A 24401-nucleotide genomic window follows, 5' to 3' on the forward strand; every position below is an offset into this window, starting at 1 on the left:
TCAGGCGGTCTTACGCAGAACGAGAACCGACCGCGGCTGCAGGGAGATCTTCTCGCCGGCGGACACCACGAGGTCGGTGCTGCCCGTAGGGTCGGCGGTGTCCAGGTCGGCGGTCCACTGCTGCGCGTAATCGACTTGCGGCGCAACAAAATCCTCGACCTCGTCGTGGGAGTTGAAGCACAGCAGGAACGAGTCGTCGACGACCCGCTCGCCGCGTTCGTCGGGCGTCGGGATCGCCCGGCCGTTGAGGAAGACCGCCACGCACTGTCCGAGTCCGGCTTCCCAGTCCTGCGGGTCCATCTCCTTGCCTGCCGGGGTGAGCCAGGCGATGTCACGAACCTGGTGGCCGGTTCGGATCGGCTTGCCCTCGAAGAACCGCCTGCGCCGGAACACCGGGTGGTCCTTGCGCAACTTGACCACCTTGCGGGTGAATTCGAGTAGGTCGCCGTTGGTCTGGCACAGCGACCAGTCCATCCAGGACAGCTCGGAGTCCTGGCAGTAGACGTTGTTGTTGCCGCGCTGGGTGCGGCCGATCTCGTCGCCGTGCGCGATCATCGGGGTGCCTTGGGACAACATCAGGGTGGCCATGATGTTGCGCATCTGCTTGCCGCGCAGCGCCAGGATCTGCGGGTCGTCGGTGGGTCCCTCCACCCCGCAGTTCCACGACCGGTTGTGGCTCTCCCCGTCCTGATTGTCCTCGCCGTTGGCCTCGTTGTGCTTCTCGTTGTAGGAGACGAGGTCGTTGAGCGTGAAGCCGTCATGGCACGTCACGAAGTTGATGCTGGCGCTCGGGCGTCGGCCCGTCGCCTCGTAGAGGTCCGACGACCCGGTTAGCCGGGACGCGAACTCGCCTAGTGTCGCGGGTTCTCCCCGCCAGTAATCACGCACAGTGTCGCGATACTTCCCGTTCCATTCCGTCCACAAACCTGGGAAGTTCCCGACCTGGTAACCACCTTCGCCGATGTCCCACGGTTCGGCGATCAGCTTGACCTGGCTGACCACCGGGTCCTGCTGGACGAGGTCGAAGAACGCCGACAACCGGTCCACGTCGTAGAACTCGCGCGCCAGCGTCGCGGCCAGGTCGAACCGGAAGCCGTCGACGTGCATGTCGAGCACCCAGTACCGCAGCGAATCCATGATCAGCTGCAGGGTGTGCGGGTGGCGGGCGTTGAGGCTGTTGCCCGTGCCCGTGAAGTCCTTGTAGTACCTGTTGTCACCGTCGAGCAGCCGGTAATAGGCGGCGTTGTCGATGCCCCGGAAGTTGAGGGTCGGCCCGAGGTGGTTGCCCTCCGCGGTGTGGTTGTAGACCACATCGAGGATCACTTCGATGCCGGCTTCGTGGAAAGCCCGCACCATCGTCTTGAACTCGGCGACCGCGCCGCCGGCGTGCTTGCTGGCCGCGTACTGGTAATGGGGCGCGAAGAACCCGAAAGTGTTGTAGCCCCAGTAATTCTGCAGTCCCAGGTCCCGCAGCCGGTGGTCGTGCAGGAACTGATGGACCGGCATCAACTCGATCGCGGTGACGTTCAGCGATTTCAGGTGGTCGATGATCACCGGGTGCGCGAGCCCGGAGTAGGTGCCGCGCAGTTCCTCGGGGATGCCGGGATGCGACTGGGTCATGCCCTTGACATGGGCCTCGTAGATGACCGTCTCGTGATACGGCGTGCGCGGAGCGCGATCCGAGCCCCACTGGAAGAACGGGTTGATCACGACGCTGGTCATGGTGTGGCCGAGCGAGTCGATCCGTGGCGGCTCGCCGCCGCTGGCGAGGTCGTCGGCCTCGAGGTCGTAGGAATACAACGCCTGGGAGAAGTCGAACTCACCGTGAAAGGACTTGCCGTACGGGTCCAGCAGGAGCTTGCTCGGGTCACACCGATGCCCCGACGACGGGCTCCACGGGCCGTGGACCCGGAAGCCGTAGCGTTGACCGGGGGTCACCGTCGGCAGATAGCAGTGCCACACGAAGCCGTCGACCTCGTCGAGCTCGATGGGCTGCTCGCTGCCGTCCTTGGCGATCAGGCACAGTTCGACCCGTTCGGCGACCTCGGAGAACAGCGAGAAGTTGGTCCCTGCACCGTCATAGGTGGCGCCGAGGGGATAGGCCGCTCCCGGCCAGACGGTGGGTAGCGGTGCCGGCTCGGCGGACGACATCAGGCCGACCACCAGCGGGTGACGGCGGCGATCTGACGGCCCAGCTCACCGACCATGGTGCGCATATAAGTGCTCGTGAAGTGGTGAGAGTCGTGATACAGCAACACGTTTCCCTCCACGGCTCGGCAGTGGTCCGGGCGACACACCGCATTGCTCATGTCGAGCGGCTTGAGCAGCGGGAACTCCGCCACGTAGTCGAGTGTCGGGTTGTGGTCAGACAGTACTTCTGATCTCTCGATCCCGCACGATTTGGCGTCGCCGCCGTCGGCAAGGCAGTCGGCCGGGAAGAACGGCTCGCCGTCGCGCACCAGCCACGGGGTGTCCCGCATGGCCAGGATGGGAATGCCGTTGTCGGACAGGGTCTGCCAGATGCCGAGATAACTGGACGGCATGACATCGCCGGGCTTGATATTCCACGGGCGGGTCGATGTCGTGAAGACGTAATCGGGGCGGTCGGCGATGATGTTGGGCATCACCCGCTCGTTCCATTGACGGCACTTCGGGTATTCGCGGTTGTCGCCCATCACCAGTGGCTTTTTCTCGGTCGTCAGCGGGCACCCCATCTTGAGGTAGGTGACGACCTTGAAATGGTGCATCCGGCCGAGCAGGTCCAGCGCGGTGATCCAGTGTTCGGCGTGCGACCCGCCGGCCAACGCGATGGTGCGGCTGGCCGACTTGTCGCCGTAGGTGCAGTTGATCACACCGACGTTGTCGAAATCGCTGATACAGCCGGCGGTGGTGGTTTCGGGGATGTCGTCCTCGGCTTCGAGCACCGTCGGGCGCATCGGCAGTTTGGGCACCCTGGCCTTGTTGATCAGCGCTCGTGCACCGGGATAGTCACGCGAGGACAGGCCGGAGAGCTCCTTGCCGTTCGCGCGCAGGACGGTGACGTGTTCGCGCCAGGTGAACGATGTCGCGGTCAGGGCCACCCCGAGCAGGGCCACGGTCGACCCCAGCACGATCGTCGGCCTGCGCAGCCGGGTACGCAACGGCACCGAGGACACGGCGGTCAGCTGAGCGTCGCCGGACAGGCTGCGCGCCCGCAGCGGTTCCTCGACGAACCGCGTCGTCAGCCACGCCAGCAGACCTGAGACCGCCAGGATGGCGGCGCCCTCGATGAAGTTGACGCCGGTGCCGCCGGAGTGGGCGAGGTAGAAGATCAGCAGCGGCCAGTGCCACAGGTACAGCGAGTACGCCATGGCGCCCAGGGCCACGAACGGCGCGGTGGCCAGCAATCGGTTGGGTGCGGGGATGCGGCCGTTGGTGCGGGGATCGGCGTGCCGGTTGGCGGCCGACAGGATGAACACCAGCGTGGCTCCCACCGGGACCAGCGCCCACGGCCCGGGGAACTCCTTGACGCCGTCGATCAGGGCGCCGCAGGACAGGATCGCGGCCAGCGCCACTACCGCGAGCACGGTGCGTAACCACATGGGCCAGCGCACATACGGGACCAGTGCCCCCACCAGCGCGCCGAGCAGCAGCTCCCACGCCCGCGCGAAGCTGTTGTAGTACGCCGTGGCCTGATCGGCGTTGTGCGCGACGATCGCGTACCAGAACGAGGCGACGGCCAGTGCGCCGAGCAGGATCACGAACGCGACCCGCATGTGCCTGCCGAGGACGCGCCGGAAGAGATACGCGGACAACAGGATCAACACCAGGAAGGCGATGTAGAACTGGCCCTGCACCGACATCGACCAGATGTGCTGCAGTGAACTGACCGATTCCCCGGCGCGCAGATAGTCCGATGCGGAGCGGGCGAGCTCCCAGTTCTGGTAGTAGCCCAGGCTGGCCAGGCTCTGGTCGGCGAACGTCTCCCATCGTGTCTCCGGCTGGATCAGGATCGTCAGCACCGCGGACACGGCCAGCACCACGACCAGCGCGGGCAGCAATCGGCGGATCAGCCGGGTGATCTCGGGGACGGGGCGCAGCGCCGCCCCCGGGGTCAGGGCGCCGCGCAGCAGCCGTCCGCCGAAGAAGAAGCCCGACAGGACCAGGAAGACGTCGACTCCGCCGGACACCCGCCCGAACCACACGTGGAATACCGCCACCAGGGCGATCGCGATCCCGCGCAGTCCGTCGAGGTCATGGCGATAGAACCCAGACGTGCGCGTCCCCATCCGGGGTGTCGCGGCAGCCGGGGGCACGCCCGGAGTGCTGCGAGACGCCGGCCGGGCAGGGGCAAGGGTCATCATGGTCGACGGTTAATCTACCGAAGGTGTCTGCGTTGACGCCCGCCGAGATAAGCGCGGTCGACGCCGCCCACATCTGGCATCCGTACAGCCCCATCGGGAAAGACGCGCTGCCGCCGATGGTGGCGGTGGCTGCGCGTGGTGCGTGGCTGACCCTTGTTCACCAGGGCCGCCCGGTCGAGGTGCTCGATGCGATGGCCTCGTGGTGGACGGCGGTTCACGGGCACGGCCACCCGGTCCTCGACGCGGCGATCACCGACCAGCTCGCGACGATGAACCACGTCATGTTCGGCGGGCTCACCCACGAGCCGGCCGCGCGGCTGGCCCAGCTGCTGGTGCAGGTCACCCCGGCCGGTCTGGAGACGGTGTTCTTCAGCGACTCGGGTTCGGTGTCGGTCGAGGTCGCCGTCAAGATGGCGCTGCAGTACTGGCGCAGCACGGGCCGTGGCCTCAAGAGTCGGCTGATGACGTGGCGGGGCGGCTACCACGGTGACACGTTCACCCCGATGAGCGTGTGTGACCCACAGGGCGGCATGCACGAGCTGTGGACGGGGAAGAACTCGCTGCTGGCCGATCAGGTCTTCGCCCCGCCGGTGCCCGCGGCCTACGACCCCGGGTACAGCGCGGCGTTCGCAGAGCAGCTCGCCGAGCACGCCGATGAGCTCGCGGCGGTCATCGTCGAGCCCGTGGTGCAGGGTGCCGGCGGCATGCGCTTCCACGACCCGCGGTACCTCACCGACCTGCGGGAGGCGTGTGACAAGCACGGCGTGCTGCTGATCTTCGACGAGATCGCGACCGGATTCGGCCGGACGGGGGCGATGTTCGCCGCCGACCATGCCGGTGTCAGCCCCGACATCATGTGTGTCGGAAAGGCGCTCACCGGCGGCTACCTCACGCTGGCGGCGACGCTGTGCACGCGCGACATCGCGGACACGATCAGCGGCAACCCTCCCGGGGCGCTCATGCACGGGCCGACGTTCATGGCGAACGCGCTGGCCTGTGCGGTGAGCGTGGCGTCGGTGGAGTTGCTGCTCTCCGGTGACTGGCGGCCGCAGGTGCGCGCGATCGAGACCGGGCTGACCGAGGGGCTGGCCCCGGCACAATCGATGCCCCATGTGGCCGACGTCCGGGTGCTGGGCGCGATCGGGGTGATCGAGCTGGATCGGCAGGTCGACCTGCGCATCGCCACGCCCGCGGCGGTGGAGCGCGGGGTGTGGCTGCGCCCGTTCCGCAACCTGATCTACGCCATGCCCCCGTACATCTGCACCGCCGACGAGGTCGCACAGATCACCTCGGCGATGGTCGGCGTCGCCGGTGCTCTAACCTGAACGGTGTTCAATCGTCGGTTCGACCGACGCGTTCAATCGTCGGTTCGACCGACGCGTTCAATCGTCGGTTCGACCGACGCGTTCAATTGTCGGTTCGCCGAGAGGAGCACGTGTGAACCGCGTCGGTCTTTCCCCGCTGGCCTGGCTCGACGAGGTCGAGACGCAGCGCCGCGCGGGCGGGCTGCGACGTTCGCTGCGGGCCCGTCCTCCGGTCGGCGCCGAGTTGGACCTGGCGTCCAACGACTACCTGGGGTTGTCGCAGCACCCGCGGGTGCTCGACGGCGGTGTGGCCGCACTGCGCACGTGGGGTGCCGGTTCGACCGGCTCACGCCTGGTCACGGGCAACACCGAGTTGCACGAGGCGTTCGAGGACGATCTGGCCGAGTTCGTCGGCGCGGCGTCGGCGCTGGTCTTCTCGTCGGGGTATACCGCCAATCTCGGTGCGGTGGTGGCGTTGTCGGGGCCCGGTTCACTGCTGGTATCGGACGCCTTCACGCATGCGTCCCTGGTCGACGCGTGCCGGTTGTCCCGGGCGCGGGTGGTCGTGACGCCGCACTCCGACGTCTCCGCCGTCGCGACGGCACTGGCCGGACGGGCCGAGGATCGCGCCGTGGTGGTGACGGACTCGGTGTTCTCCGCCGACGGCGACCTGGCACCGCTGCGGGCGCTGCACGACGTGTGCCGCAGGCACGGCGCGCTGCTCATCGTCGACGAGGCTCACGGGCTGGGGGTCCGTGGCAGCGGCGGCAGGGGACTCCTGCACGAAGTGGGCCTGGCCGGCGCGCCGGACGTGGTGATGACGACGACATTGTCGAAGGCACTGGGCAGCCAGGGCGGGGTGGTTCTCGGCCCGGCGGCGGTTCGCGCCCACCTGATCGATGCGGCACGGCCGTTCATCTTCGACACCGGTCTGGCACCCGCCGCGGTCGGGGCAGCGCAGGCCGCGCTCGGCGTGCTCATCGACGAGCCTTGGCGAGCCCAGCGGGTGCTCGACCACGCCGCGACGCTGGCGACGCTGTGTGACGTCGCCGAGGTTCCGCCCTCGGCGGTGGTGTCGGTGATCCTCGGTGAGCCGGAGGTCGCGCTGGCCGCCGCCGCAGCCTGCCTGGAGCGCGGGGTGCGGGTCGGGTGCTTCCGGCCGCCCACGGTGCCCGCCGGTACGTCGCGGCTGCGGCTGACCGCCCGGGCGTCGCTGACCGACGAGGAGATGGCGCTGGCGCGCGAGGTGCTCACCGACGTGCTGTCCCCGGCGTGAGCGTCCTGGTCGTCACCGGGACCGGCACGGGCGTCGGCAAGACCGTCGCCACCGCGGCCCTGGCCTGCCACGCCAGGTCGGCGGGGATCGACGTCGCGGCGTGCAAGCCGGTGCAGACGGGCACCCGGGACGGCGACGACGATCTCGCCGAAGTGGCTCGCCTTTCCGGCGTGCACGAACTGCATTCCTTGGCAAGGTTTCCCGAGCCGCTCGCGCCGTCGGCGGCCGCCGAGCGGGTGGGAGCACAGTTGCCGACGAGGGCGGCGTTCCTCGAGTTGGTGGCCGCGGTGGACCGGCCGGGCAGGCTCACCCTCGTCGAAGGAGCAGGTGGTCTGCTGGTCGAGATCGGTGCCGACGGCGTCACGCTGCGTGACATCGCCGGGGATCTCGGCGCGCCGGTGCTCACCGTGGTCACGGCAGGCCTCGGCACGCTGAACCACACCGCGCTGACGCTGGAGGCGCTGGCGGGCCGACGGATTCGCAGCGCCGGCCTGGTCATCGGCGCGTGGCCGGCCGAGCCGGGAGTGGCCGAGGCGGGGAATCGCGAGGCGTTGGCCCGCTTGGCGCCCGTTCGCGCGGTTCTGCCCGCATTGGCAGGGTCGCTGTCGGTGGAGATGTTCGAGTCGATGAGCGCCGGCGCGTTCGAGCGATCGTGGGTCGAAAGCCTCGTCGGTTGATGGTCCACTCCGTCGAGTTGCTGTTCGACGCCGAGACCGAGGCGGCGGTGCGCGGGATGTGGGACGCCCTGACGGCCGCGGGTGTGCGCAGCCAGGCCGCCCACACCTCGCCCAGCAATCGCCCCCACGTCACGCTCACCGTCGCCGAACGGATGGACGACGCCGTGACCGGCGCGCTGGCGCCGGTGCCGGCGCGGTTGCCGCTGGACTGCCGGATCGGCGCACCGATGGTGTTCGGCGGCCGCTCCGTCACGCTGGTTCGCCTGGTGGTGCCGACGGTCGAGTTGCTGTCGCTTCACGCCGAAGTGCACCGGATCTGCCTGGCGCACATGCCGGACGGTCCGCTTGCGCATGCCGAACCGGGTGGGTGGACACCGCACGTCACGTTGGCGCGGCGACTGGCGCCCGATCAGCTGCCGCAGGCGCTGGGGTCACGATCGGTCGTTCGGGAGGTTCGTGGTCGCATCACGGGGCTGCGGCACTGGGATGGCAACGCGCAGGTCGTGCACCCGGTCGGCTGACCGCTCAGGCGTCGGCGCGACTGTGTGCGGCGATCCCGTCGACGAGCAGTTGCAGCCCGAAGGAGAATCGTGCGCTGGGGTTCTCGGTCCACACGCTCTGCACCACGTCGGCGCCTGCCGCATCCCACTGCATCCGCGACTGCTCGTCTGCGGTGAAGCCGAGCACGTAATACACGACGGTGCGGGCGGCCAGGTCGGCGTTGGCGGGTGCAACGCCCGCGTCGGTGGCCGCGGCGCTCAGCTGGGCCAGCACGGCGCTCATTGCCTCCGACTGCCCTGAGGCGAAGCTGGCCGATACCAGTTCGGCGCCGTCGGTGTGTGACAGCAGGGCCTCGCGCAACCGCGCGCAGTTGCCCACGATCCGGGCGCGCCAGTCACCCTCGGCAGTGCCGACTGGCTGCAGTATCCGGTCGGCGACGGCGCCGAGCAGCTGTTGTTTGTTGGCGAAATGCCAGTACAGGGCGCCGGGAGTGACGTCGAGCTCGCGGGCGAGGCGGCGCATCGACAGGTCGGCGATTCCGTACTCGTCCAGCAGTGAGGTGGCCGCCTCGACCACGTCGCGTTTGTGGAGCTGCACGGCAGTACCCTAACCTGAACGGTGTTCAATTGTCGGTACCACCGACGTGTTCAATTGTCGGTACCACCGACGTGTTCAAGCCACGAGGAGACATACGGGTGAGCGACATTCTGGCGGTGGCACGCGAGCAGGTGCTCGAGCGGGGCGAGGGCCTCGACCAGGACCAGACCCTGCAGGTGCTGCAGCTGCCGGACGACCGCCTCGACGACCTGCTCGCGCTGGCGCACGAGGTGCGGATGGCGTGGTGCGGTCCCGACGTCGAGGTCGAGGGCATCATCAGCCTAAAGACCGGCGGCTGCCCCGAGGACTGCCACTTCTGTTCGCAGTCAGGGCTTTTCGCCTCCCCGGTGCGCAGCGCATGGCTGGACATCCCCAGCCTGGTGGAAGCGGCCAAGCAGACGGCCAAGACCGGGGCGACCGAGTTCTGCATCGTCGCCGCGGTCCGTGGCCCCGACGAGCGACTGCTCTCCCAGGTGGCAGCGGGCATCGAGGCGATCCGCAACGAGGTCGACATCCAGATCGCCTGTTCGCTGGGCATGCTCACCTCCGATCAGGTCGAGCGGCTGTCCGCGATGGGCGTGCACCGCTACAACCACAACCTCGAGACCGCCCGCTCGTTCTTCACCAACGTCGTGACCACGCACTCATGGGAAGAGCGTTGGGGCACACTGCAAATGGTTCGCGAGGCGGGCATGGAGGTGTGCTGCGGCGGCATCCTCGGCATGGGTGAGACGCTCGAGCAGCGCGCCGAGTTCGCCGCCAACCTCGCCGAGCTGGACCCGCACGAGGTGCCGCTGAACTTCCTCAACCCGCGCCCGGGCACCCCGTTCGGTGACCTCGACGTGCTGCCTGCCACCGAGGCGCTCAAGGCGGTGGCGGCGTTCCGCCTGGCACTGCCGCGCACCATGCTGCGCTTCGCCGGTGGCCGCGAGATCACGCTGGGCGACCTCGGTGCCAAGAAGGGCATCCTGGGCGGCATCAACGCCGTCATCGTCGGCAACTACCTGACCACGTTGGGACGGCCCGCCGAGGCGGACCTCGAGCTGCTCGACGATCTGCAGATGCCGATCAAGGCGCTCAACGCCAGCCTGTAGACAGGTGGTGATGGTCGTAAAGAGATTGATGGTCAACGACGGCACGGACGTGTCGCACGAGTCGGGCCTCCCCGTGCCGGTCGGCGCGGGGGTCTTCAACGTGTACACGGGCGCGGCCGCGGGCAGCACCGTCCCGACCGCGGCCCAGTTGGGGCTCGAACCGCCCCGATTCTGCGCCGCATGCGGCCGCCGGATGATCGTGCAGGTCCGCCCGGATGGCTGGTGGGCGAAATGCTCGCGGCACGGGCTGGTCGACTCCAAGGACCTGGAGCTGTACCGATGAGCCTGCCGGGCGAACAGCCGCGGGTTTCGCGGGTGCGGGCCGCGCTGACCGTCGTCGTCGGTCTGGCGGTGTCGGGTGCCGTCGTCGGAGCGCTGTGGGCGTGGTTGGCGCCGCCGGTTCGCGGGGTGGTCGCGTTGACGCGCGGCGGTGACCGGATCAGGGCGTACCTGGGCAACGAGTCGGATCACTGGTTCACGTCCGCGTTCCTGGTGGTCGGCATGCTCGCTGCGATGGCGGTCGTCGCGGCGGTTCTGGTGTGGCAGTGGCGTGCGCACCGCGGGCCGGTGATGGTGGCGGCGCTCGCGGTCGGCGGCACCGCCGCCGGGGCTGTCGCCGCAGGAGTCGGAGCGCTGGTCGCACGGTGGCGCTACGGGGTCATCGACGTGGCAGCGGCGCCGGTCTCGGAAGCGCAGCGGGTGCACTACGTAGTCGAGGCGCCCGCCGTGTTCTTCGGCCACTCGCCACTGCAGATCGCCGCCACGGTGCTGCTTCCCGCGGCGGTCGCGGCGCTGGTGTACCTGCTGGCCGTCACCGCGACCCCCCGTGACGATCTCTGCGCCTGGCCGCCGGTCGAGTACCCCGGGCCGACTACTGGTCGAACTCAGACAGTGGCTGACGTTCCACCCGTCGCCCCGTCATCACCTTTGCCGTGATCACGGCCAGGGTCAGCATGCCCCGGTAGGTCGACGGGTTGAGCAGCGTCGGCCACTTGGTCCGCGCGATGTGGGCGCGCAGCGGCCGCCCGGCGAACCGGTCCCGCAGCCAGCGCAGTGTCATCGGCGCCGACATCGGGTGCAGCAGCAGATGCTCGCTGAACATGTCGCGGTGGTAGGTGACGCTGGCGCCGGCGTTGGTGTAGGTCTCGGTCAGTTCGTCGATGTCGTCGACGGAGATGATCCGGTCGTGCACGGCCTGCACGATGAGGACCGGCGCCGTCGGCGCGCAGGTGCCGAGCTTGATGCTGTCGAAGACGTGCTGCACCTCGGGGGTCAGCAGGATCTCCTCGAGCGGCCGGTCGATCAGGTGGGCCATGTCCTTGCCCGCGAGGCGCAGCATCGCGTGCGCGGTCGTCATCTTCTCGATGCGGGCGAGCATCGCCTTGCCCTCGTCGGTGGCGTGCTCGGAGATGATGCGATCCAGATCCGGGTAGATGTGTGTCAGAGCGGCCACCACCATCGCAGGCAGGCCCGAGTAGACGCTGCCGTTGAGGCGCTTGAAGGCGTGGCCGAGGTCGCCGACGGGGGAGCCGAGCACCGCGCCGACGAGCTTGAGTTCCGGCGCGTAGGCGCCCTGGACCTCGGCCGCCCAGGCCGAGGCCAGCCCACCGCCGGAGTAGCCCCACAGGCCGACGGGCGACTCCGGGCTCAGGCCGAGCGGGTCGTGGTTGATCGCGGCGCGAACCCCGTCGAGGACGTGGTAGCCGGGTTCAAGGGGGGCGCCCCACATGCCGGCGGTGCCCTCGTGATCGGGAACCGAGACCGCCCAGCCCTCGGCCAGCGCGGCAGCGACGAGCAGGAACTCGAACTGCGCGACGGCGCCGACGGCTTTGGCGCCCCGCCGCAGCGCGTAGGACGGGAAGCACCGTCCGGCCACGGCGTCGATCGCGCACTGGTAGGAGACGACCGGCAGTGGTCCGGAGGAGGCCTTCTCGGTGGGGACCACCACGGTGGTGACGGTGGCCTGCGGCTCGCCGTTGAGATCGGTGGTGCGGTAGAGCAGCTGGGTTGCGTTGAATTTCTGCGGGATCACCCCGAGGAACGCCAGTTCGACCTCGCGGGAGCGCAGCACCGTGCCGGGAAGCGCGTGTTCGTAGCCGGCGGGAGGCTTGTAGAAGGAGTCGTAGGCGGGAACGACCGGGCGTGCCTTGGGTCGGAGGGGCTCGTGCGGAGCCTGGCCGATCCACTGGGGTCCGGTCGACCGCGCCACGCTGCCAAGGTCCATCCAGGCCAAGTTACTTAAGAATGCGTTAAGAAGCCAGCCGACTCACCCTGGCGGACGCAACGCGGCGAATTCGTCGGTGACCCGGTAACGCGAATCGGTGAACCGGTACAGGGCGGCCGGGCGGCCCCCGCTGCGGCCCGACCGCGCGGTGGTGCCGGTCCTGGTGATCACGTGGCGGCGCTCGAGCACCCGCTGCAGGTTGGTGGCGTCGACGGGGTGCCCCAGCGCCGCGCTGTAGATGTCGCGCAACGTGGAGAGTGCGAATTCGTCTGGTGCCAAGGCGAATCCGATGTTGGTGTAGGACAGCTTGGCGACCAGGCGGTTGCGGGCGTGCTCGACCATCGGGCCGTGGTCGAAGGCCATCGGCGGAAGGTCGCTGACCGGGTGCCAGCGGGTGTCCGACGGCAACTCCGGGGTGGCGGGGGAGGGCACCAGCCCCAGGAACGTCGACGCGATCGTGCGCGGGCCGGGCACGCGTTGCGGGTCGGAGAACACGGCGAGCTGCTCGAGGTGGGCGAGCTCACGCAGGTCGACCTTCTCGGCGAGCTGGCGGCGCACCGAGCTCGTCATGTCCTCGTCGCCACCCAGGTGGCCGCCGGGCAGCGACCACTTTCCGCGCTCCGGGCTGAGTGCGCGTTGCCACAACAGCACGTGAAGTGCGGGTTTACGGCCGGTGGCCGGCGGCTCGCTCTGGCGTACCTGGAACACCGCGGCCAGCACTTCGTGGTCAGTGCTAATATGAACCATGTTTTCGATTGTAAGTCGAAAACCTCGACCGAGTGAAGGAGGCGGCGATGACGGTGCTGGATCAGATGCCCGCTAACCATCTGATGGACCGGATCGTCGATGGTCCGGGCGGGTTCTCCGGAGTCGACGGCGATGCGGAATGGGCCGCTGAGGTGCGCCGACTGCTGAAGCTCCGCGGCGCGACACTGCTGGCACACAACTACCAGCTGCCTGCCATCCAGGATGTCGCCGACCACGTCGGGGACTCGCTGGCGTTGTCGCGGCTTGCCGCCGACGCCCCCGAGGACACCATCGTGTTCGCCGGGGTGCACTTCATGGCCGAGACCGCCAAGATCCTGTCGCCGGAGAAGACGGTGCTGATCCCCGACCAGCGGGCCGGCTGCTCGCTGGCCGACTCGATCAACGCCGACGAACTGCGCGCGTGGAAGGCCGAGCATCCCGGCGCCGTCGTGGTGTCCTACGTCAACACCACCGCCGCGGTGAAGGCGGAGACCGACATCTGCTGCACCTCGTCCAACGCCGTCGAGGTCGTGAACTCGATCCCCGAGGACCGCGAGGTCCTGTTCTGCCCGGACCAGTTCCTCGGCGCCCACGTCCGTCGGGTGACCGGCAGGAAGAACCTGCACGTGTGGGCGGGCGAGTGCCACGTGCACGCCGGCATCAACGGCGACGAGCTCGCCGACCAGGCCCGCGCCCACCCCGACGCCGAACTGTTCGTCCATCCCGAATGCGGTTGCGCCACGTCGGCGCTCTACCTCGCCGGCGAGGGATCCTTCCCGGCGGATCGGGTCAAGATCCTGTCCACGGGCGGCATGCTCGACGCCGCCCGCGAGACCGGAGCCCGTCAGGTCCTGGTGGCCACCGAGGTCGGCATGCTGCACCAACTGCGCCGCGCGGCCCCCGACGTGGACTTCCGTGCGGTCAACGACCGGGCGTCGTGCCGTTTCATGAAGATGATCACGCCCGCGGCGATGCTGCGCTGCCTGGTCGAAGGCGCCGACGAGGTCCACGTGGACCTGGAGACGGCCGCGAAGGCGCGCCTCAGCGTGCAACGGATGATCGAGATCGGGCAGCCCGGCGGCGGCGAATGAACGCACCCGCGTGCGGCGGCAGGAGCCCGTCCGCCGCCTGCGGCGGCAGGAGCCCGTCCTCCGCCTGCGGCGGCAGTGGCCTGTGGAGGCAACGCGCGGACGTCGTCGTCATCGGCACCGGCGTGGCCGGCCTCGCCGCCGCGCTGGCGGCCCACCGGCGTGGGCGCAAGGTCGTGCTGCTGAGCAAGGTCGGCGAGACCGCCACGTTCTACGCACAGGGCGGCATCGCCGTCGTCCTGCCTGACTCCTTCCACGACGACGGAGACTCGATCGACGCCCATGTCGCCGACACGCTGGCCGCAGGGGGCGGGCTCTGCGATCCGGACGCGGTCCGCTCGATCGTGGCCGACGGCTACCGTGCGGTGGCCGAACTGGTTGCCGACGGGGCACGTTTCGACGAGTCGGCACCCGGGCGGTGGGCCCTGACCCGGGAGGGCGGGCACACCCGGCGGCGCATCATCCACTCGGGCGGGGACGCCACCGGCGCCGAGGTGCAGCGCGCGCTGGATTCCGCGGCGGCCAACCTCGACATCCGGCGCAACCATGTCGCCCTGGAGTTGTTGGTGGAAGCGGGCGCCGTGACCGGCGTGCTGGTGCTCAGCGACGACGGCCCCGGCGTGATCCACGCGCCGTCGGTCATCCTCGCGACCGGCGGGCTCGGTCACCTCTACGAGGCCACCACCAACCCGGACGGATCGACCGGAGATGGTGTGGCGCTGGCGATGTGGGCCGGGCTACCGGTGGCCGACCTGGAGTTCGTCCAGTTCCACCCGACCATGCTCTTCGGCGGCCACAGCGGTGGCCGCCGCCCGCTGATCACCGAGGCGCTGCGTGGTGAAGGCGCCAAACTGGTTGATGCCCAAGGTGATCCCGTCACCGCCGGGGTGCATCCGATGGGCGACCTGGCGCCCCGCGACGTGGTTGCGGCCGCGGTCGAGGCTCGGCTGGCGGCGAGCGGAGAGCGGTGCGTGTATCTCGACGCACGCGAGATCACCGACTTCGCCTCGCGGTTCCCGACCGTCACGGCGGCCTGCCTGCGGGCGGGCATCGATCCCACGCGCCAACCCATCCCGGTGGTGCCCGGCGCCCACTACAGCTGCGGCGGTGTGCTGACGGATGTGCATGGGCGGACCGACGTCGCAGGGCTTTTCGCGGCGGGGGAGGTGGCGCGGACCGGGATGCACGGCGCCAACCGGCTGGCCTCCAACAGCCTGCTCGAGGGACTCGTCGTCGGTCGGCGCGCGGGCGATGCGGCCGCCCGGCACGCCGAGACCGCGGGCCCGAGCGAGATCGTCACCCCGGCGCTGCCGGTGTGGCCCGCCGTGGCCCGCGCCGACCTGCAGCGTGCCATGACCCGGCACGCGTCGGTCGTGCGAAGCGGGGAGGGCCTGCGGCAACTGATCGACCAGCTCGACGCCGCAACCCCACGAGTCATCAGGTCCCGCAACGATTTCGAAGATGCGGCACTGACCGCCGTCGCGGGTGCGGTGGCCGCCGCGGCCTCGGCCCGCACGGAATCGCGCGGCTGCCACCACCGCTCGGACTTCCCCGACACCGACCCGGCACAGGCCTTCAGTAGCACGCGCGCTGGCGCAGGCATCACCCCGGCCGCGGTGAGTTGCTGATGGGGCTCACCGAGGACGAGCTCACCGAGGCTCGTGCCGTCATCGCCCGCGCGCTCGACGAGGACCTGCGGTACGGGCCTGACGTGACCACGTTGGCCACCGTGCCCGCCGACGCTTCGACGACCGCGTCGATGGTGACCCGTGAACCCGGTGTGCTCGCAGGCTCCGACGTCGCGTTGCTGGTCCTCGACGCGGTTCTGGGCGACGGCGGGTACCGCATCGAGCACCGGGTCGCCGACGGCACGCGCCTCGATGCCGGCGGCGTTGCGCTGGTCGTCGAGGCGCCGACGCGTGGGCTGCTCACCGCCGAACGCACGATGCTCAACCTGGTGTGCCATCTGTCGGGCATCGCCACCGCCACCGCGGCCTGGGTCGAAGCCGTCGCGGGCACCGGGGCCCAGATCAGGGACACCCGCAAGACGCTGCCCGGGCTGCGCGCGCTGCAGAAGTACGCGGTGCGGGTGGGCGGCGGCGTGAACCATCGCCTGGGTCTCGGCGATGCGGCGCTGATCAAGGACAATCATGTGGCCGCGGCCGGCTCGGTGCTGGCCGCCCTGCGTGAAGTGCGCTCGGCGGCACCGGATCTGCCATGCGAGGTCGAGGTCGATTCGCTCGAGCAGCTCGACGAGGTGCTGGCCGAGGGCGTGGAGCTGGTGCTGCTCGACAACTTCCCGGTGTGGCAGACGCAGATCGCGGTGCAGCGCCGCGACGCGCGATCTCCCGGCACGAAGCTGGAGTCCTCGGGAGGCCTGTCGCTGGGCAGCGCGGCGGAGTATGCGGGCACCGGGGTGGACTACCTCGCGGTCGGAGCGCTCACCCACTCGGTGCAGGTGCTCGATCTGGGGTTGGATCTGTAGCGTGACCGATCCGTCGCCACGAAGCGGCCTGCTCTACACCGCTCTGGTGCTGGCCGTGCTGTCCCTCGGTGTCGCCGCGTTCGCGCTGATCAGGCCGACCGTCGGGCCGGACCACACCGAGGCCGAGCGCAGCGACGCCAAAGCCGCGATCTGCGCCGCCTTCGACACCGTCCGCACCGGGGTGGCGACCAACACCAACGTGGCGCCGCCGGGCGGATCCGATGACATCGCGGGCGCGCTGGCGGTCGCGGCCAATGCGCGGGTGGCGCTCTTCGACGGCGGGCAGTACCTGCTCGCACGTCTCGACCCCGCCACCCCCGGCGACCTCGCAGGTGAGATCGAGAGGTTCGGCAACCTGCTGATGGACATCGGTGCCGCGGCGACGGCCGGAGTGCCCAACACCGATCCCGTGCAGGCAGGCAGGCTCGAGGACGCGCAGGCTGCCGGCACCGCCATCACCGGGCTGTGCGGATAGTCACGCGGTGGCAGGACCCCGGCGGATGAGCGCCAGCACCACCGCGGCGGCGGCGAACAGCCCGGAGAACACGCGGTTGAGGACGGTCTGCTGGCGCGGAGTCCGCAGCCATGCCAGCAGGCGCACCGCCAACCCGGTGTAGAGGCCCATCACCACCAGATCCACCGCGACCATCGTGGCCCCGATGGCCAGATACTGAGGCAGCAGTGGCGCGGTCGGCACGACGAACTGCGGCATCACGGCCAGGAAGAACAGCAGGCCCTTCGGGTTGGTGGCGTTGACGAGGAAGCCGTGCACCGTCAGCGCCATCCGTCCGCCTGCCACGACGCTGTCCACCTGGAGGTTCAGGTCGACAGCCGCGGCACGCCACTGCCGGAACGCCAGGTAGAGCAGGTAGGCCACGCCGATCCACTTGATGATCGTGAACGCCAGGATCGAGTTGGCGACCGCTGCGCCCAGCCCGGCTGCGACCAGCGCCAGCTGCAGCATCAGCCCCACCTCGAGCCCCAGAATGCTCCAGTAGCCGCGCTTGACGCCGTGCGTCAGGCCGGTGGCCATCGACTGGATGGCGCCCGCGCCGGGCGACACCGCGATCGCGATGGCCGCACCGAAGAAGGCGAGCCACATCTGCCAGGTCATGGCGATCAGTGTGTCAGGCGATATCGGCGACAAACACCGCGATCTTCTTCGCCTGACGGCGCGCGAACCCGGGAAGTGCGGCGACGCCGTCGCCGTTCGGCACGATTCGCGGGTTCACGACGTGCACTTCGTCACGGAACAGCCGGACGTCGGCCTCACCCGCGGCCAGCACGTTCTTGGCCCAGTCCGTCTTGCCGTGTCCCAGCACGACGGCCAGCTCGTTGTCCTTGCGGTAGGCGGTCACCAGCGTCTCGTACGGGCGACCGGACGCACGACCTCGGTGTTTGACGACGGAAAGCCCGGGCACCCGGCCCCCGAACGGCTTGATCACCGGGTTGAGGTACTTGATCTGGATCCGGTCCAGCCATTCCGGGAACATCCGCGGCAAGTCGGACATGACGCCTCCAAATCGATTTGGCCTGCTCTGGGACAATGGACAGCGTGAATGTATCGCCAGGGCTCCTGCGGCGCATCGATCTGCGTGGTGCCACGCTGTCGGCGGCCCGACTCCGCACCGCTCTGCCACGCGGCGGAGTCGACGTCGACTCCGTCGTGCCGAAGGTCAGGCCCATCGTCGATGCGGTCGCAGAGCGGGGCGCGGCGGCGGCCCTGGAGTACGGCGCCTCGTTCGACGGGGTCCGGCCCGACCATGTCCGGGTGCCCGCCGAGCGGCTGACCGCGGCGCTCGCCGAACTCGACCCCGCTGTGCGGACCGCCCTCGAGGTGGCGATCGACCGGACCCGCGCGGTGCACGCCGAGCAGCGCCGCACCGACACCACGACCACGCTGGCCCCCGGTGCGACGGTCACCGAGCGCTGGGTGCCCGTGGAGCGGGTCGGTCTCTACGTCCCCGGCGGCAACGCCGTCTACCCGTCGAGCGTCGTGATGAACGTCGTGCCCGCGCAGACGGCCGGCGTGGACTCGCTGGTGATCGCAAGCCCTCCGCAGGCCGACTATGACGGTCTGCCGCACCCCACGATCCTGGCGGCCGCCGCGCTGCTCGGGGTCGAAGAAGTGTGGGCCGTCGGCGGGGCGCAGGCCGTCGCGCTGCTGGCTTACGGCGGCACCGACACCGATGGCGTGGGGGCAAGCGGAGCGCCGGGAAATGGCAGCGAGCTCGCACCGGTCGACATGATCACCGGCCCCGGCAACATCTACGTCACCGCCGCCAAGCGGATCTGCCGGTCGGCGGTCGGCATCGACGCCGAAGCCGGCCCGACCGAGATCGCGATCCTGGCCGACGTCACCGCCGACCCGGCGCACGTCGCCGCGGACCTGATCAGTCAGGCCGAGCACGACGAGATGGCGGCGAGCGTGCTCGTCACCGACAGCGCCGAGCTCGCCGACGCCACCGACCGGGAACTCGCCGCGCAGGTGGAGACGACGGTGCACCGCGCGCGCGTGACGGCCGCGCTCAGCGGGCAGCAGTCGGCGATCGTCCTGGTCGACGACATCGACGCCGGGGTGCGCACCGTCAATGCCTACGCCGCCGAGCACCTCGAGATTCAGACCGCCGACGCCGGCGACGTCGCTGCCCGGATCCGTTCGGCCGGTGCGATTTTCGTCGGGCCGTGGTCTCCGGTAAGCCTGGGCGACTACTGCGCGGGTTCCAATCACGTACTGCCCACCGCCGGGTGCGCGAGGCACTCCAGCGGCCTGTCGGTGCAGACGTTCCTGCGGGGCATCCACGTCGTGGACTACACAGAGGCGGCGCTCAAGGACGTGTCGGGGTACGTGATCACCCTGGCGCAGGCGGAGAACCTGCCCAGCCACGGTGAGGCCGTGCGCCGGAGGTTCGAGAGATGACGGCAGGCGACATCCCAGGCGCCGCGGTGACCCTGGACGATCTGCCGTTGCGCGAGGACCTGCGCGGCAAGTCGCCCTACGGCGCACCGCAACTCGCCGTGCCGGTGCGGCTGAACACCAACGAGAATCCGCATCCGCCCACCCGGGCACTGATCGACGACGTCGCCGCGTCGGTGCGCGAGATCGCTGCCGAATTGCACCGCTATCCCGACCGCGACGCGGTGGCGCTGCGCACCGACCTGGCGGCCTACCTGACTGCCCAGACCGGCACCCGGGTCGGCGTCGAGAACGTCTGGGCCGCCAACGGTTCCAACGAGATCCTGCAGCAGCTGTTGCAGGCCTTCGGCGGGCCGGGCCGCAGCGCGATCGGGTTCGTGCCGTCCTACTCGATGCATCCGATCATCTCCGACGGCACCCAGACCGCCTGGCTGGTCGCCAACCGCGCCGAGGACTTCGGCCTCGACGCCGGCGTGGCCGCGCGGGCGATCAAGGAGCACACTCCCGACGTCGTGTTCGTCGCCAGTCCCAACAACCCGTCGGGCCAGAGTGCTTCCCCCGATGATCTGCGACAGCTGCTCGATGCTGTGTCTTCGCAGAGCAAAGGCCTCCTGATCGTCGACGAGGCCTACGGCGAGTTCTCGTCCCAGCCCAGCGCGATCGGCCTGCTCGCCGAATACCCGACCCGGCTCGTCGTGACCCGCACCATGAGCAAGGCGTTCGCGTTCGCCGGTGGCCGGTTGGGGTATCTGATCGCCGCGCCCGCGGTGATCGACGCGATGCTGCTGGTGCGGCTGCCCTACCACCTGTCCTCGGTGACTCAGGCCGCCGCGCGCGCCGCGCTGCGCCACGCCGACGACACCCTGGCCAGCGTCGCCACCCTGATCTCCGAGCGCAACAGGGTGTCAGAGGCGTTGAGCGCCATGGGCTTCCGGGTGATACCGAGTGATGCGAACTTCGTGCTGTTCGGCGAGTTCGCCGACGCGCCCGCCACCTGGCAGCGCTACCTGGACGACGGCGTGCTGATCCGCGACGTCGGGATCCCCGGCTACCTGCGCACCACCATCGGCCTGGCCGACGAGAACGACGCGCTGCTGGCAGCCAGCGCCCGGATAGGAGCATCGTGACCAGTGACATCGGCGACCCGGTTCGGCCCACCCGCCGAGCCAAGATCGAGCGCACGACCAAGGAGTCCGACATCACCGTCGAGCTCGACCTCGACGGCACCGGGCAGGTCAGCGTGGAGACGGGCGTGCCGTTCTTCGATCACATGCTGACCTCGCTGGGCAGCCACGCCAGCTTCGACCTGACGGTGAAGGCCAAGGGCGACATCGAGATCGAGGGCCACCACACCATCGAGGACACCGCGATCGTGCTCGGTCAGGCGCTGGGACAGGCGCTCGGCGACAAGAAGGGCATCCGCCGCTTCGGCGACGCGTTCATCCCGATGGACGAATCGCTGGCCCACGCCGCCGTCGACGTCTCCGGCAGACCGTATTTCGTGCACACCGGGGAACCGGACTACATGGTGGAGTTCACCATCGCGGGATCCCAGGCGCCGTACCACACCGTCGTCAACCGGCACGTGTTCGAGTCGCTGGCGTTCAACGCGCGGATCGCCCTGCACGTGCGCACCCTCTACGGCCGCGACCCGCACCACATCACCGAGGCGCAGTACAAGGCCGTCGCGAGGGCGCTGCGTCAGGCGGTCGAGTACGACCCGAGGGTCACCGGCGTGCCGTCCACCAAAGGGACGTTGTGACAAAGAAGCTGGTCGTTCTGGACTACGGGTCGGGCAATCTGCGCTCGGCGCAGCGCGCGCTCGAGCGGGTCGGAGCCGACGTCGAGGTCACCGCCGATCCATCGGCAGCGATGGCCGCCGACGGACTCGTGGTCCCCGGGGTCGGGGCATTCGAGGCGTGCATGACCGGCCTGCGCAAGATCGGCGGGGACAAGATCATCGCCGACCGGTTGGACGCCGGGCGGCAGGTCCTCGGGGTCTGTGTGGGCATGCAGATCCTCTTCGCGCGGGGCGTCGAGTTCGGGATCGAGACGACGGGCTGCGGCCAATGGCCGGGTGCGGTCGTGCGCCTGGACGCACCGGTGATCCCGCACATGGGATGGAACGTCGTCGACGCTCCCGCCGAGAGCGTGCTGTTTCGCGGGATGGATCCCGACACCCGCTTCTACTTCGTGCACTCCTATGCCGCACAGCAGTGGGAGGGCGATCCCGACGCGCTGCTGACCTGGGCGACCCACGAGGTGCCGTTCCTGGCGGCGGTCGAGGACGGCCCGCTGTCGGCCACCCAGTTCCATCCCGAGAAGAGCGGCGATGCCGGTGCCGAATTGCTGTCGAACTGGGTGGGGGCGCTAAATTGACCAGCGTGAATGCCACCCAGGTGAATTCGACCTCGCCGAAGCTGATCCTGTTGCCCGCCGTCGACGTCGTCGAGGGGCGCGCGGTGCGCCTGGTGCAGGGACAGGCAGGCAGTGAGACCGAGTACGGCTCGGCCCTCGACGCGGCGATGGCGTGGCAGCGCGACGGCGCCGAGTGGATCCACCTCGTGGACCTCGACGCGGCTTTCGGCCGCGGGTCCAACCGGGAACTGCTCGCCGAGGTCGTCGGCAAGCTGGACGTCAAGGTCGAGCTGTCCGGCGGGATTCGCGACGACGAGTCGCTGGCCGCGGCACTGGCCACCGGCTGCGCGCGGGTCAACCTGGGCACCGCGGCGCTGGAGAATCCGCGGTGGTGCGCCGAGGTCGTGTCCGAGCACGGCGAGAAGATCGCGGTCGGCCTCGACGTCAAGATCGAGGACGGTCAGTACCGCCTGCGCGGCCGCGGGTGGGAGACCGACGGCGGCGACCTGTGGACCGTGCTGGAACGTCTTGACGGCGAACGGTGTTCGCGGTTCGTGGTCACCGACGTCACCAAGGACGGCACCCTCAACGGACCGAACCTGGAGCTGCTGGCCGAGGTCTGTGAACGCACCGACGCGCCCGTCATCGCCTCCGGCGGGGTGTCGAGTCTCGACGATCTGCGCGCCATCGCGACACTCACCGACCGCGGCGTGGAGGGTGCGATCGTCGGAAAGGCGTTGTACGCCGAGAGGTTCACGCTGCCGCAGGCACTCGCCGCGGTCAACTCGTGACCGTCGAACCGCAGCAGCTGGCCGAGCTGCTCACCACCGCGGCCGGGGTGCTGGACGCCGCCTCGACACAGTTCGTCGCGGGTCATCGCGCCGATTCCGCGGTCGCCAAGAAGGGCAACGACTTCGCCACTGAGGTGGATCTGGCGATCGAACGCCGGGTGGTGGCCGAGCTGACGCGGCTGACCGGCATCGGGGTGCACGGCGAGGAGTTCGGCGGTGAACCGTTGGACGCGGAGTTGGTGTGGGTGCTGGACCCGATCGACGGCACGTTCAACTATGCCGCCGGCCTGCCGACGGCGGCCATGCTGTTGGGGCTGCTGGCCGACGGCGAGCCGCTTCTCGGGCTGACCTGGCTGCCGTTCACGGGGCAGCGCTACACCGCCATGGTCGGCGGTCCGGTGCGGTGCAACGGCGAGGTGCTGGCGAAGCTGCAACCGACGGCGCTCTCGGACTCCGTCATCGGGATCGGCACCTTCAACATCGAGTCGCGGGGTCGCTATCCCGGCCCCTACCGGGTGGCGGTCCTGGAGGGGTTGAGTCGCGAGTGTTCGCGGTTGCGGATGCACGGCGCCACCGGGGTCGACCTCGCCTATGTGGCTGCCGGAATCCTGGGCGGTGCAATAAGTTACGGCCACCATGTCTGGGATCACGCCGCCGGAGTGGCGTTGGTGCGCGCCGCCGGTGGCGTCGTCACCGACCTCGCGGGCGAGCCCTGGACCGTCAGCTCGCCGTCGGCGCTGGTGGCCGCGCCCGGCGTGCACGAGCAGATGCTGGAGATCGTCAGGTCCGCAGGTGATCCGAAGGACTACCTGTGAGGCCCAGCAGCGACGTCGCCACCCGCGTGATCCCCTGCCTGGACGTCGACGACGGACGGGTGGTCAAGGGGGTCAACTTCGAGAACCTGCGCGATGCAGGTGATCCCGTCGAGCTCGCCGCGGCCTACGACGCCGAGGGCGCCGACGAGCTGACGTTCCTCGATGTGACGGCGTCCTCGTCGGGTCGCGCCACGATGCTGGAAGTGGTCAGGCGAACCGCCGAGCAGGTGTTCATCCCCCTCACGGTCGGCGGCGGGGTGCGCTCGGTGGCCGACGTGGATGTCCTGCTGCGCGCCGGGGCCGACAAGGTCGCGGTCAACACCGCCGCGATCGCGCGCCCCGAATTGCTCTCGGAGTTGTCGCGGCAGTTCGGCTCGCAGTGCATCGTGTTGTCGGTCGACGCCCGGACCGTTCCCGAAGGGGCCGAGCCCACCACGTCGGGCTGGGAGGTGACCACCCACGGGGGCCGCCAGGGCACCGGCATCGACGCGGTCGAATGGGCGGCGCGTGGCGCCGAACTCGGGGTGGGCGAGATCCTGCTCAACTCGATGGACTACGACGGCACCAAGGCGGGATTCGACCTGAAGATGCTGCGTGCGGTGCGCGGAGCGGTGTCGGTGCCGGTCATCGCCAGCGGCGGCGCCGGCAAGGTGGAGGATTTCGCCCCCGCGGTGCTCGCAGGTGCCGACGCCGTGTTGGCGGCCAGCGTGTTCCACTTCCGGGAGCTGACCATCGGGCAGGTGAAGGCGGCGATGGCGGCGGAAGGGATCGTGGTGAGGTGACACTGAACCCGGCGATCGCTGCGCGGCTCAAGCGCAATGCCGACGGCCTGTTCACCGCCGTGGTGCAGGAGCGTGCCACCGGACAGGTGCTGATGGTCGCCTGGATGGACGACGACGCACTGGCCCGCACGTTGGAAACCCGTGAGGCGACCTACTATTCGCGTTCCCGCGGGGAGCAGTGGATCAAGGGGGCGACCTCCGGGCACACGCAGCATGTGCACTCGGTGCGCCTGGACTGCGACGGCGACACGGTGCTGATCGAGGTCGACCAGGTCGGCGCCGCCTGCCACACCGGTAATCACACCTGCTTCGACGCGGACCTGCTGCTGAGCCCGGAGTCCTGACCGACCCTCCGGCGAATCTGATGTTGTTGCTCAAATCGTGCCCCGGAAAACAAGCAAC

26 protein-coding genes are annotated in these 24401 nt (G+C 69.5%); 19 read left to right on the top strand and 7 right to left on the bottom strand.

The annotated features are described in order from the left end of the window. A complete protein-coding gene (gene glgX, locus H7I57_RS18450; protein ID WP_264025170.1) occupies positions 1 to 2151 on the bottom strand; it encodes a glycogen debranching protein GlgX in 2151 nt (716 codons plus the stop codon). Beyond that, entirely contained in the window at positions 2151 to 4343 is a 2193-nt protein-coding gene (gene sucT, locus H7I57_RS18455; protein WP_264025171.1) for an acetyltransferase SucT, read from the bottom strand. The genes glgX and sucT overlap by 1 nt, the downstream gene beginning before the upstream one ends. Positions 4344 to 4366: 23 nt before the next feature. Here sucT and H7I57_RS18460 point away from each other — a divergent pair, with 23 nt between their 5' ends. The 4 genes from H7I57_RS18460 to H7I57_RS18475 all read left to right on the top strand — a co-directional run bounded on the left by H7I57_RS18460 (position 4367) and on the right by H7I57_RS18475 (position 8121). Continuing rightward, the gene (locus H7I57_RS18460; RefSeq protein WP_264025172.1) at positions 4367 to 5668 is read left to right on the top strand and encodes an adenosylmethionine--8-amino-7-oxononanoate transaminase; all 1302 of its coding nucleotides are present in this window, start codon (positions 4367 to 4369) and stop codon (positions 5666 to 5668) included. Positions 5669 to 5780: 112 nt separating this feature from the next. Continuing rightward, on the top strand, positions 5781 to 6923 hold the full coding sequence (locus tag H7I57_RS18465; RefSeq protein WP_264025173.1) for an 8-amino-7-oxononanoate synthase: 1143 nt from the start codon (positions 5781 to 5783) through the stop codon (positions 6921 to 6923). Next, a complete protein-coding gene (gene bioD / locus H7I57_RS18470; RefSeq protein ID WP_264025174.1) occupies positions 6920 to 7600 on the top strand; it encodes a dethiobiotin synthase in 681 nt (226 codons plus the stop codon). The genes H7I57_RS18465 and bioD overlap by 4 nt, the downstream gene beginning before the upstream one ends. Beyond that, positions 7600 to 8121, top strand: coding sequence for a 2'-5' RNA ligase family protein (locus tag H7I57_RS18475; protein WP_264025175.1), 522 nt, complete (start codon positions 7600 to 7602; stop codon positions 8119 to 8121). Before bioD ends, H7I57_RS18475 begins: the two co-directional genes overlap by 1 nt. A 4-nt stretch (positions 8122 to 8125) precedes the next feature. Here the strand turns inward: H7I57_RS18475 and H7I57_RS18480 are convergent, their stop codons facing one another. Beyond that, positions 8126 to 8698: a TetR/AcrR family transcriptional regulator C-terminal domain-containing protein gene (locus H7I57_RS18480; RefSeq protein ID WP_264025176.1), complete on the bottom strand. Its 573-nt coding sequence runs from the start codon at positions 8696 to 8698 to the stop codon at positions 8126 to 8128. 98 nt (positions 8699 to 8796) lie between these two features. Here H7I57_RS18480 and bioB point away from each other — a divergent pair, with 98 nt between their 5' ends. From bioB to H7I57_RS18495, 3 genes are read left to right on the top strand one after another with little or no spacing between them, the layout of a single operon-like run. Beyond that, positions 8797 to 9792 (top strand): biotin synthase BioB, encoded by a 996-nt coding sequence (bioB, locus tag H7I57_RS18485; protein ID WP_264025177.1) that lies wholly within the window; start codon positions 8797 to 8799, stop codon positions 9790 to 9792. A 10-nt stretch (positions 9793 to 9802) separates the two neighbouring features. Further along, positions 9803 to 10075, top strand: a complete 273-nt coding sequence (gene bsaP, locus H7I57_RS18490) for a biotin synthase auxiliary protein BsaP (RefSeq protein ID WP_264025178.1) — start codon at positions 9803 to 9805, stop codon at positions 10073 to 10075. Then, a complete protein-coding gene (locus H7I57_RS18495) occupies positions 10072 to 10728 on the top strand; it encodes a DUF2567 domain-containing protein (RefSeq protein ID WP_264025180.1) in 657 nt (218 codons plus the stop codon). The genes bsaP and H7I57_RS18495 overlap by 4 nt, the downstream gene beginning before the upstream one ends. Here the strand turns inward: H7I57_RS18495 and H7I57_RS18500 are convergent. Both H7I57_RS18500 and H7I57_RS18505 read right to left on the bottom strand, forming a co-directional pair. Next, complete coding sequence (locus H7I57_RS18500; protein WP_264025181.1) at positions 10664 to 12016, bottom strand: lipase family protein; 1353 nt, start codon at positions 12014 to 12016, stop codon at positions 10664 to 10666. The two genes, H7I57_RS18495 and H7I57_RS18500, sit on opposite strands and share 65 nt — an antisense overlap. 42 nt (positions 12017 to 12058) lie before the next feature. Continuing rightward, positions 12059 to 12736: an NUDIX hydrolase gene (locus H7I57_RS18505; RefSeq protein WP_308204381.1), complete on the bottom strand. Its 678-nt coding sequence runs from the start codon at positions 12734 to 12736 to the stop codon at positions 12059 to 12061. A gap of 74 nt (positions 12737 to 12810) precedes the next feature. Here H7I57_RS18505 and nadA point away from each other — a divergent pair, with 74 nt between their 5' ends. From nadA to H7I57_RS18525, 4 genes are read left to right on the top strand one after another with little or no spacing between them, the layout of a single operon-like run. Next, positions 12811 to 13854 (top strand): quinolinate synthase NadA, encoded by a 1044-nt coding sequence (gene nadA, locus H7I57_RS18510; RefSeq protein ID WP_264025183.1) that lies wholly within the window; start codon positions 12811 to 12813, stop codon positions 13852 to 13854. Next, the gene (locus tag H7I57_RS18515) at positions 13851 to 15479 is read left to right on the top strand and encodes an L-aspartate oxidase (protein WP_264025184.1); all 1629 of its coding nucleotides are present in this window, start codon (positions 13851 to 13853) and stop codon (positions 15477 to 15479) included. Before nadA ends, H7I57_RS18515 begins: the two co-directional genes overlap by 4 nt. Beyond that, positions 15479 to 16336, top strand: coding sequence for a carboxylating nicotinate-nucleotide diphosphorylase (nadC, locus tag H7I57_RS18520; RefSeq protein WP_264025185.1), 858 nt, complete (start codon positions 15479 to 15481; stop codon positions 16334 to 16336). Before H7I57_RS18515 ends, nadC begins: the two co-directional genes overlap by 1 nt. Position 16337: 1 nt before the next feature. Further along, entirely contained in the window at positions 16338 to 16811 is a 474-nt protein-coding gene (locus tag H7I57_RS18525; RefSeq protein ID WP_264025186.1) for a hypothetical protein, read from the top strand. On the opposite strand, the gene H7I57_RS18530 is transcribed toward H7I57_RS18525, so the two are convergent. Then, the gene (locus H7I57_RS18530) at positions 16812 to 17450 is read right to left on the bottom strand and encodes a LysE family transporter (RefSeq protein WP_264025187.1); all 639 of its coding nucleotides are present in this window, start codon (positions 17448 to 17450) and stop codon (positions 16812 to 16814) included. A 13-nt stretch (positions 17451 to 17463) separates the two neighbouring features. Beyond that, positions 17464 to 17847, bottom strand: a complete 384-nt coding sequence (locus tag H7I57_RS18535) for a nitroreductase family deazaflavin-dependent oxidoreductase (RefSeq protein ID WP_264025188.1) — start codon at positions 17845 to 17847, stop codon at positions 17464 to 17466. Positions 17848 to 17882: 35 nt separating this feature from the next. Here H7I57_RS18535 and hisD point away from each other — a divergent pair, with 35 nt between their 5' ends. The 8 genes from hisD to hisI are packed head-to-tail and all read left to right on the top strand — an operon-like array spanning position 17883 to position 24343. Further along, positions 17883 to 19256, top strand: a complete 1374-nt coding sequence (gene hisD / locus H7I57_RS18540; protein WP_264025191.1) for a histidinol dehydrogenase — start codon at positions 17883 to 17885, stop codon at positions 19254 to 19256. Continuing rightward, the gene (locus H7I57_RS18545; RefSeq protein ID WP_264025192.1) at positions 19253 to 20380 is read left to right on the top strand and encodes a histidinol-phosphate transaminase; all 1128 of its coding nucleotides are present in this window, start codon (positions 19253 to 19255) and stop codon (positions 20378 to 20380) included. Before hisD ends, H7I57_RS18545 begins: the two co-directional genes overlap by 4 nt. Positions 20381 to 20388: 8 nt before the next feature. Continuing rightward, positions 20389 to 21015: an imidazoleglycerol-phosphate dehydratase HisB gene (hisB, locus tag H7I57_RS18550; protein WP_264025274.1), complete on the top strand. Its 627-nt coding sequence runs from the start codon at positions 20389 to 20391 to the stop codon at positions 21013 to 21015. Next, positions 21012 to 21632, top strand: coding sequence for an imidazole glycerol phosphate synthase subunit HisH (gene hisH / locus H7I57_RS18555; RefSeq protein WP_264025193.1), 621 nt, complete (start codon positions 21012 to 21014; stop codon positions 21630 to 21632). The genes hisB and hisH overlap by 4 nt, the downstream gene beginning before the upstream one ends. Before the next feature lie 41 nt (positions 21633 to 21673). After that, positions 21674 to 22402 (top strand): bifunctional 1-(5-phosphoribosyl)-5-((5-phosphoribosylamino)methylideneamino)imidazole-4-carboxamide isomerase/phosphoribosylanthranilate isomerase PriA, encoded by a 729-nt coding sequence (priA, locus tag H7I57_RS18560; RefSeq protein ID WP_264025275.1) that lies wholly within the window; start codon positions 21674 to 21676, stop codon positions 22400 to 22402. After that, positions 22399 to 23217, top strand: coding sequence for an inositol monophosphatase family protein (locus tag H7I57_RS18565; protein WP_264025195.1), 819 nt, complete (start codon positions 22399 to 22401; stop codon positions 23215 to 23217). The genes priA and H7I57_RS18565 overlap by 4 nt, the downstream gene beginning before the upstream one ends. Next, on the top strand, positions 23214 to 23999 hold the full coding sequence (gene hisF / locus H7I57_RS18570; protein ID WP_264025196.1) for an imidazole glycerol phosphate synthase subunit HisF: 786 nt from the start codon (positions 23214 to 23216) through the stop codon (positions 23997 to 23999). Before H7I57_RS18565 ends, hisF begins: the two co-directional genes overlap by 4 nt. Continuing rightward, positions 23996 to 24343: a phosphoribosyl-AMP cyclohydrolase gene (gene hisI / locus H7I57_RS18575; RefSeq protein WP_264025197.1), complete on the top strand. Its 348-nt coding sequence runs from the start codon at positions 23996 to 23998 to the stop codon at positions 24341 to 24343. Before hisF ends, hisI begins: the two co-directional genes overlap by 4 nt. The last annotated feature ends 58 nt before the right edge of the window (positions 24344 to 24401 follow it).

It is taken from the genome of Mycolicibacterium pyrenivorans (genome assembly GCF_025821625.1).
In the GTDB taxonomy this organism is placed as follows: domain Bacteria; phylum Actinomycetota; class Actinomycetes; order Mycobacteriales; family Mycobacteriaceae; genus Mycobacterium; species Mycobacterium pyrenivorans.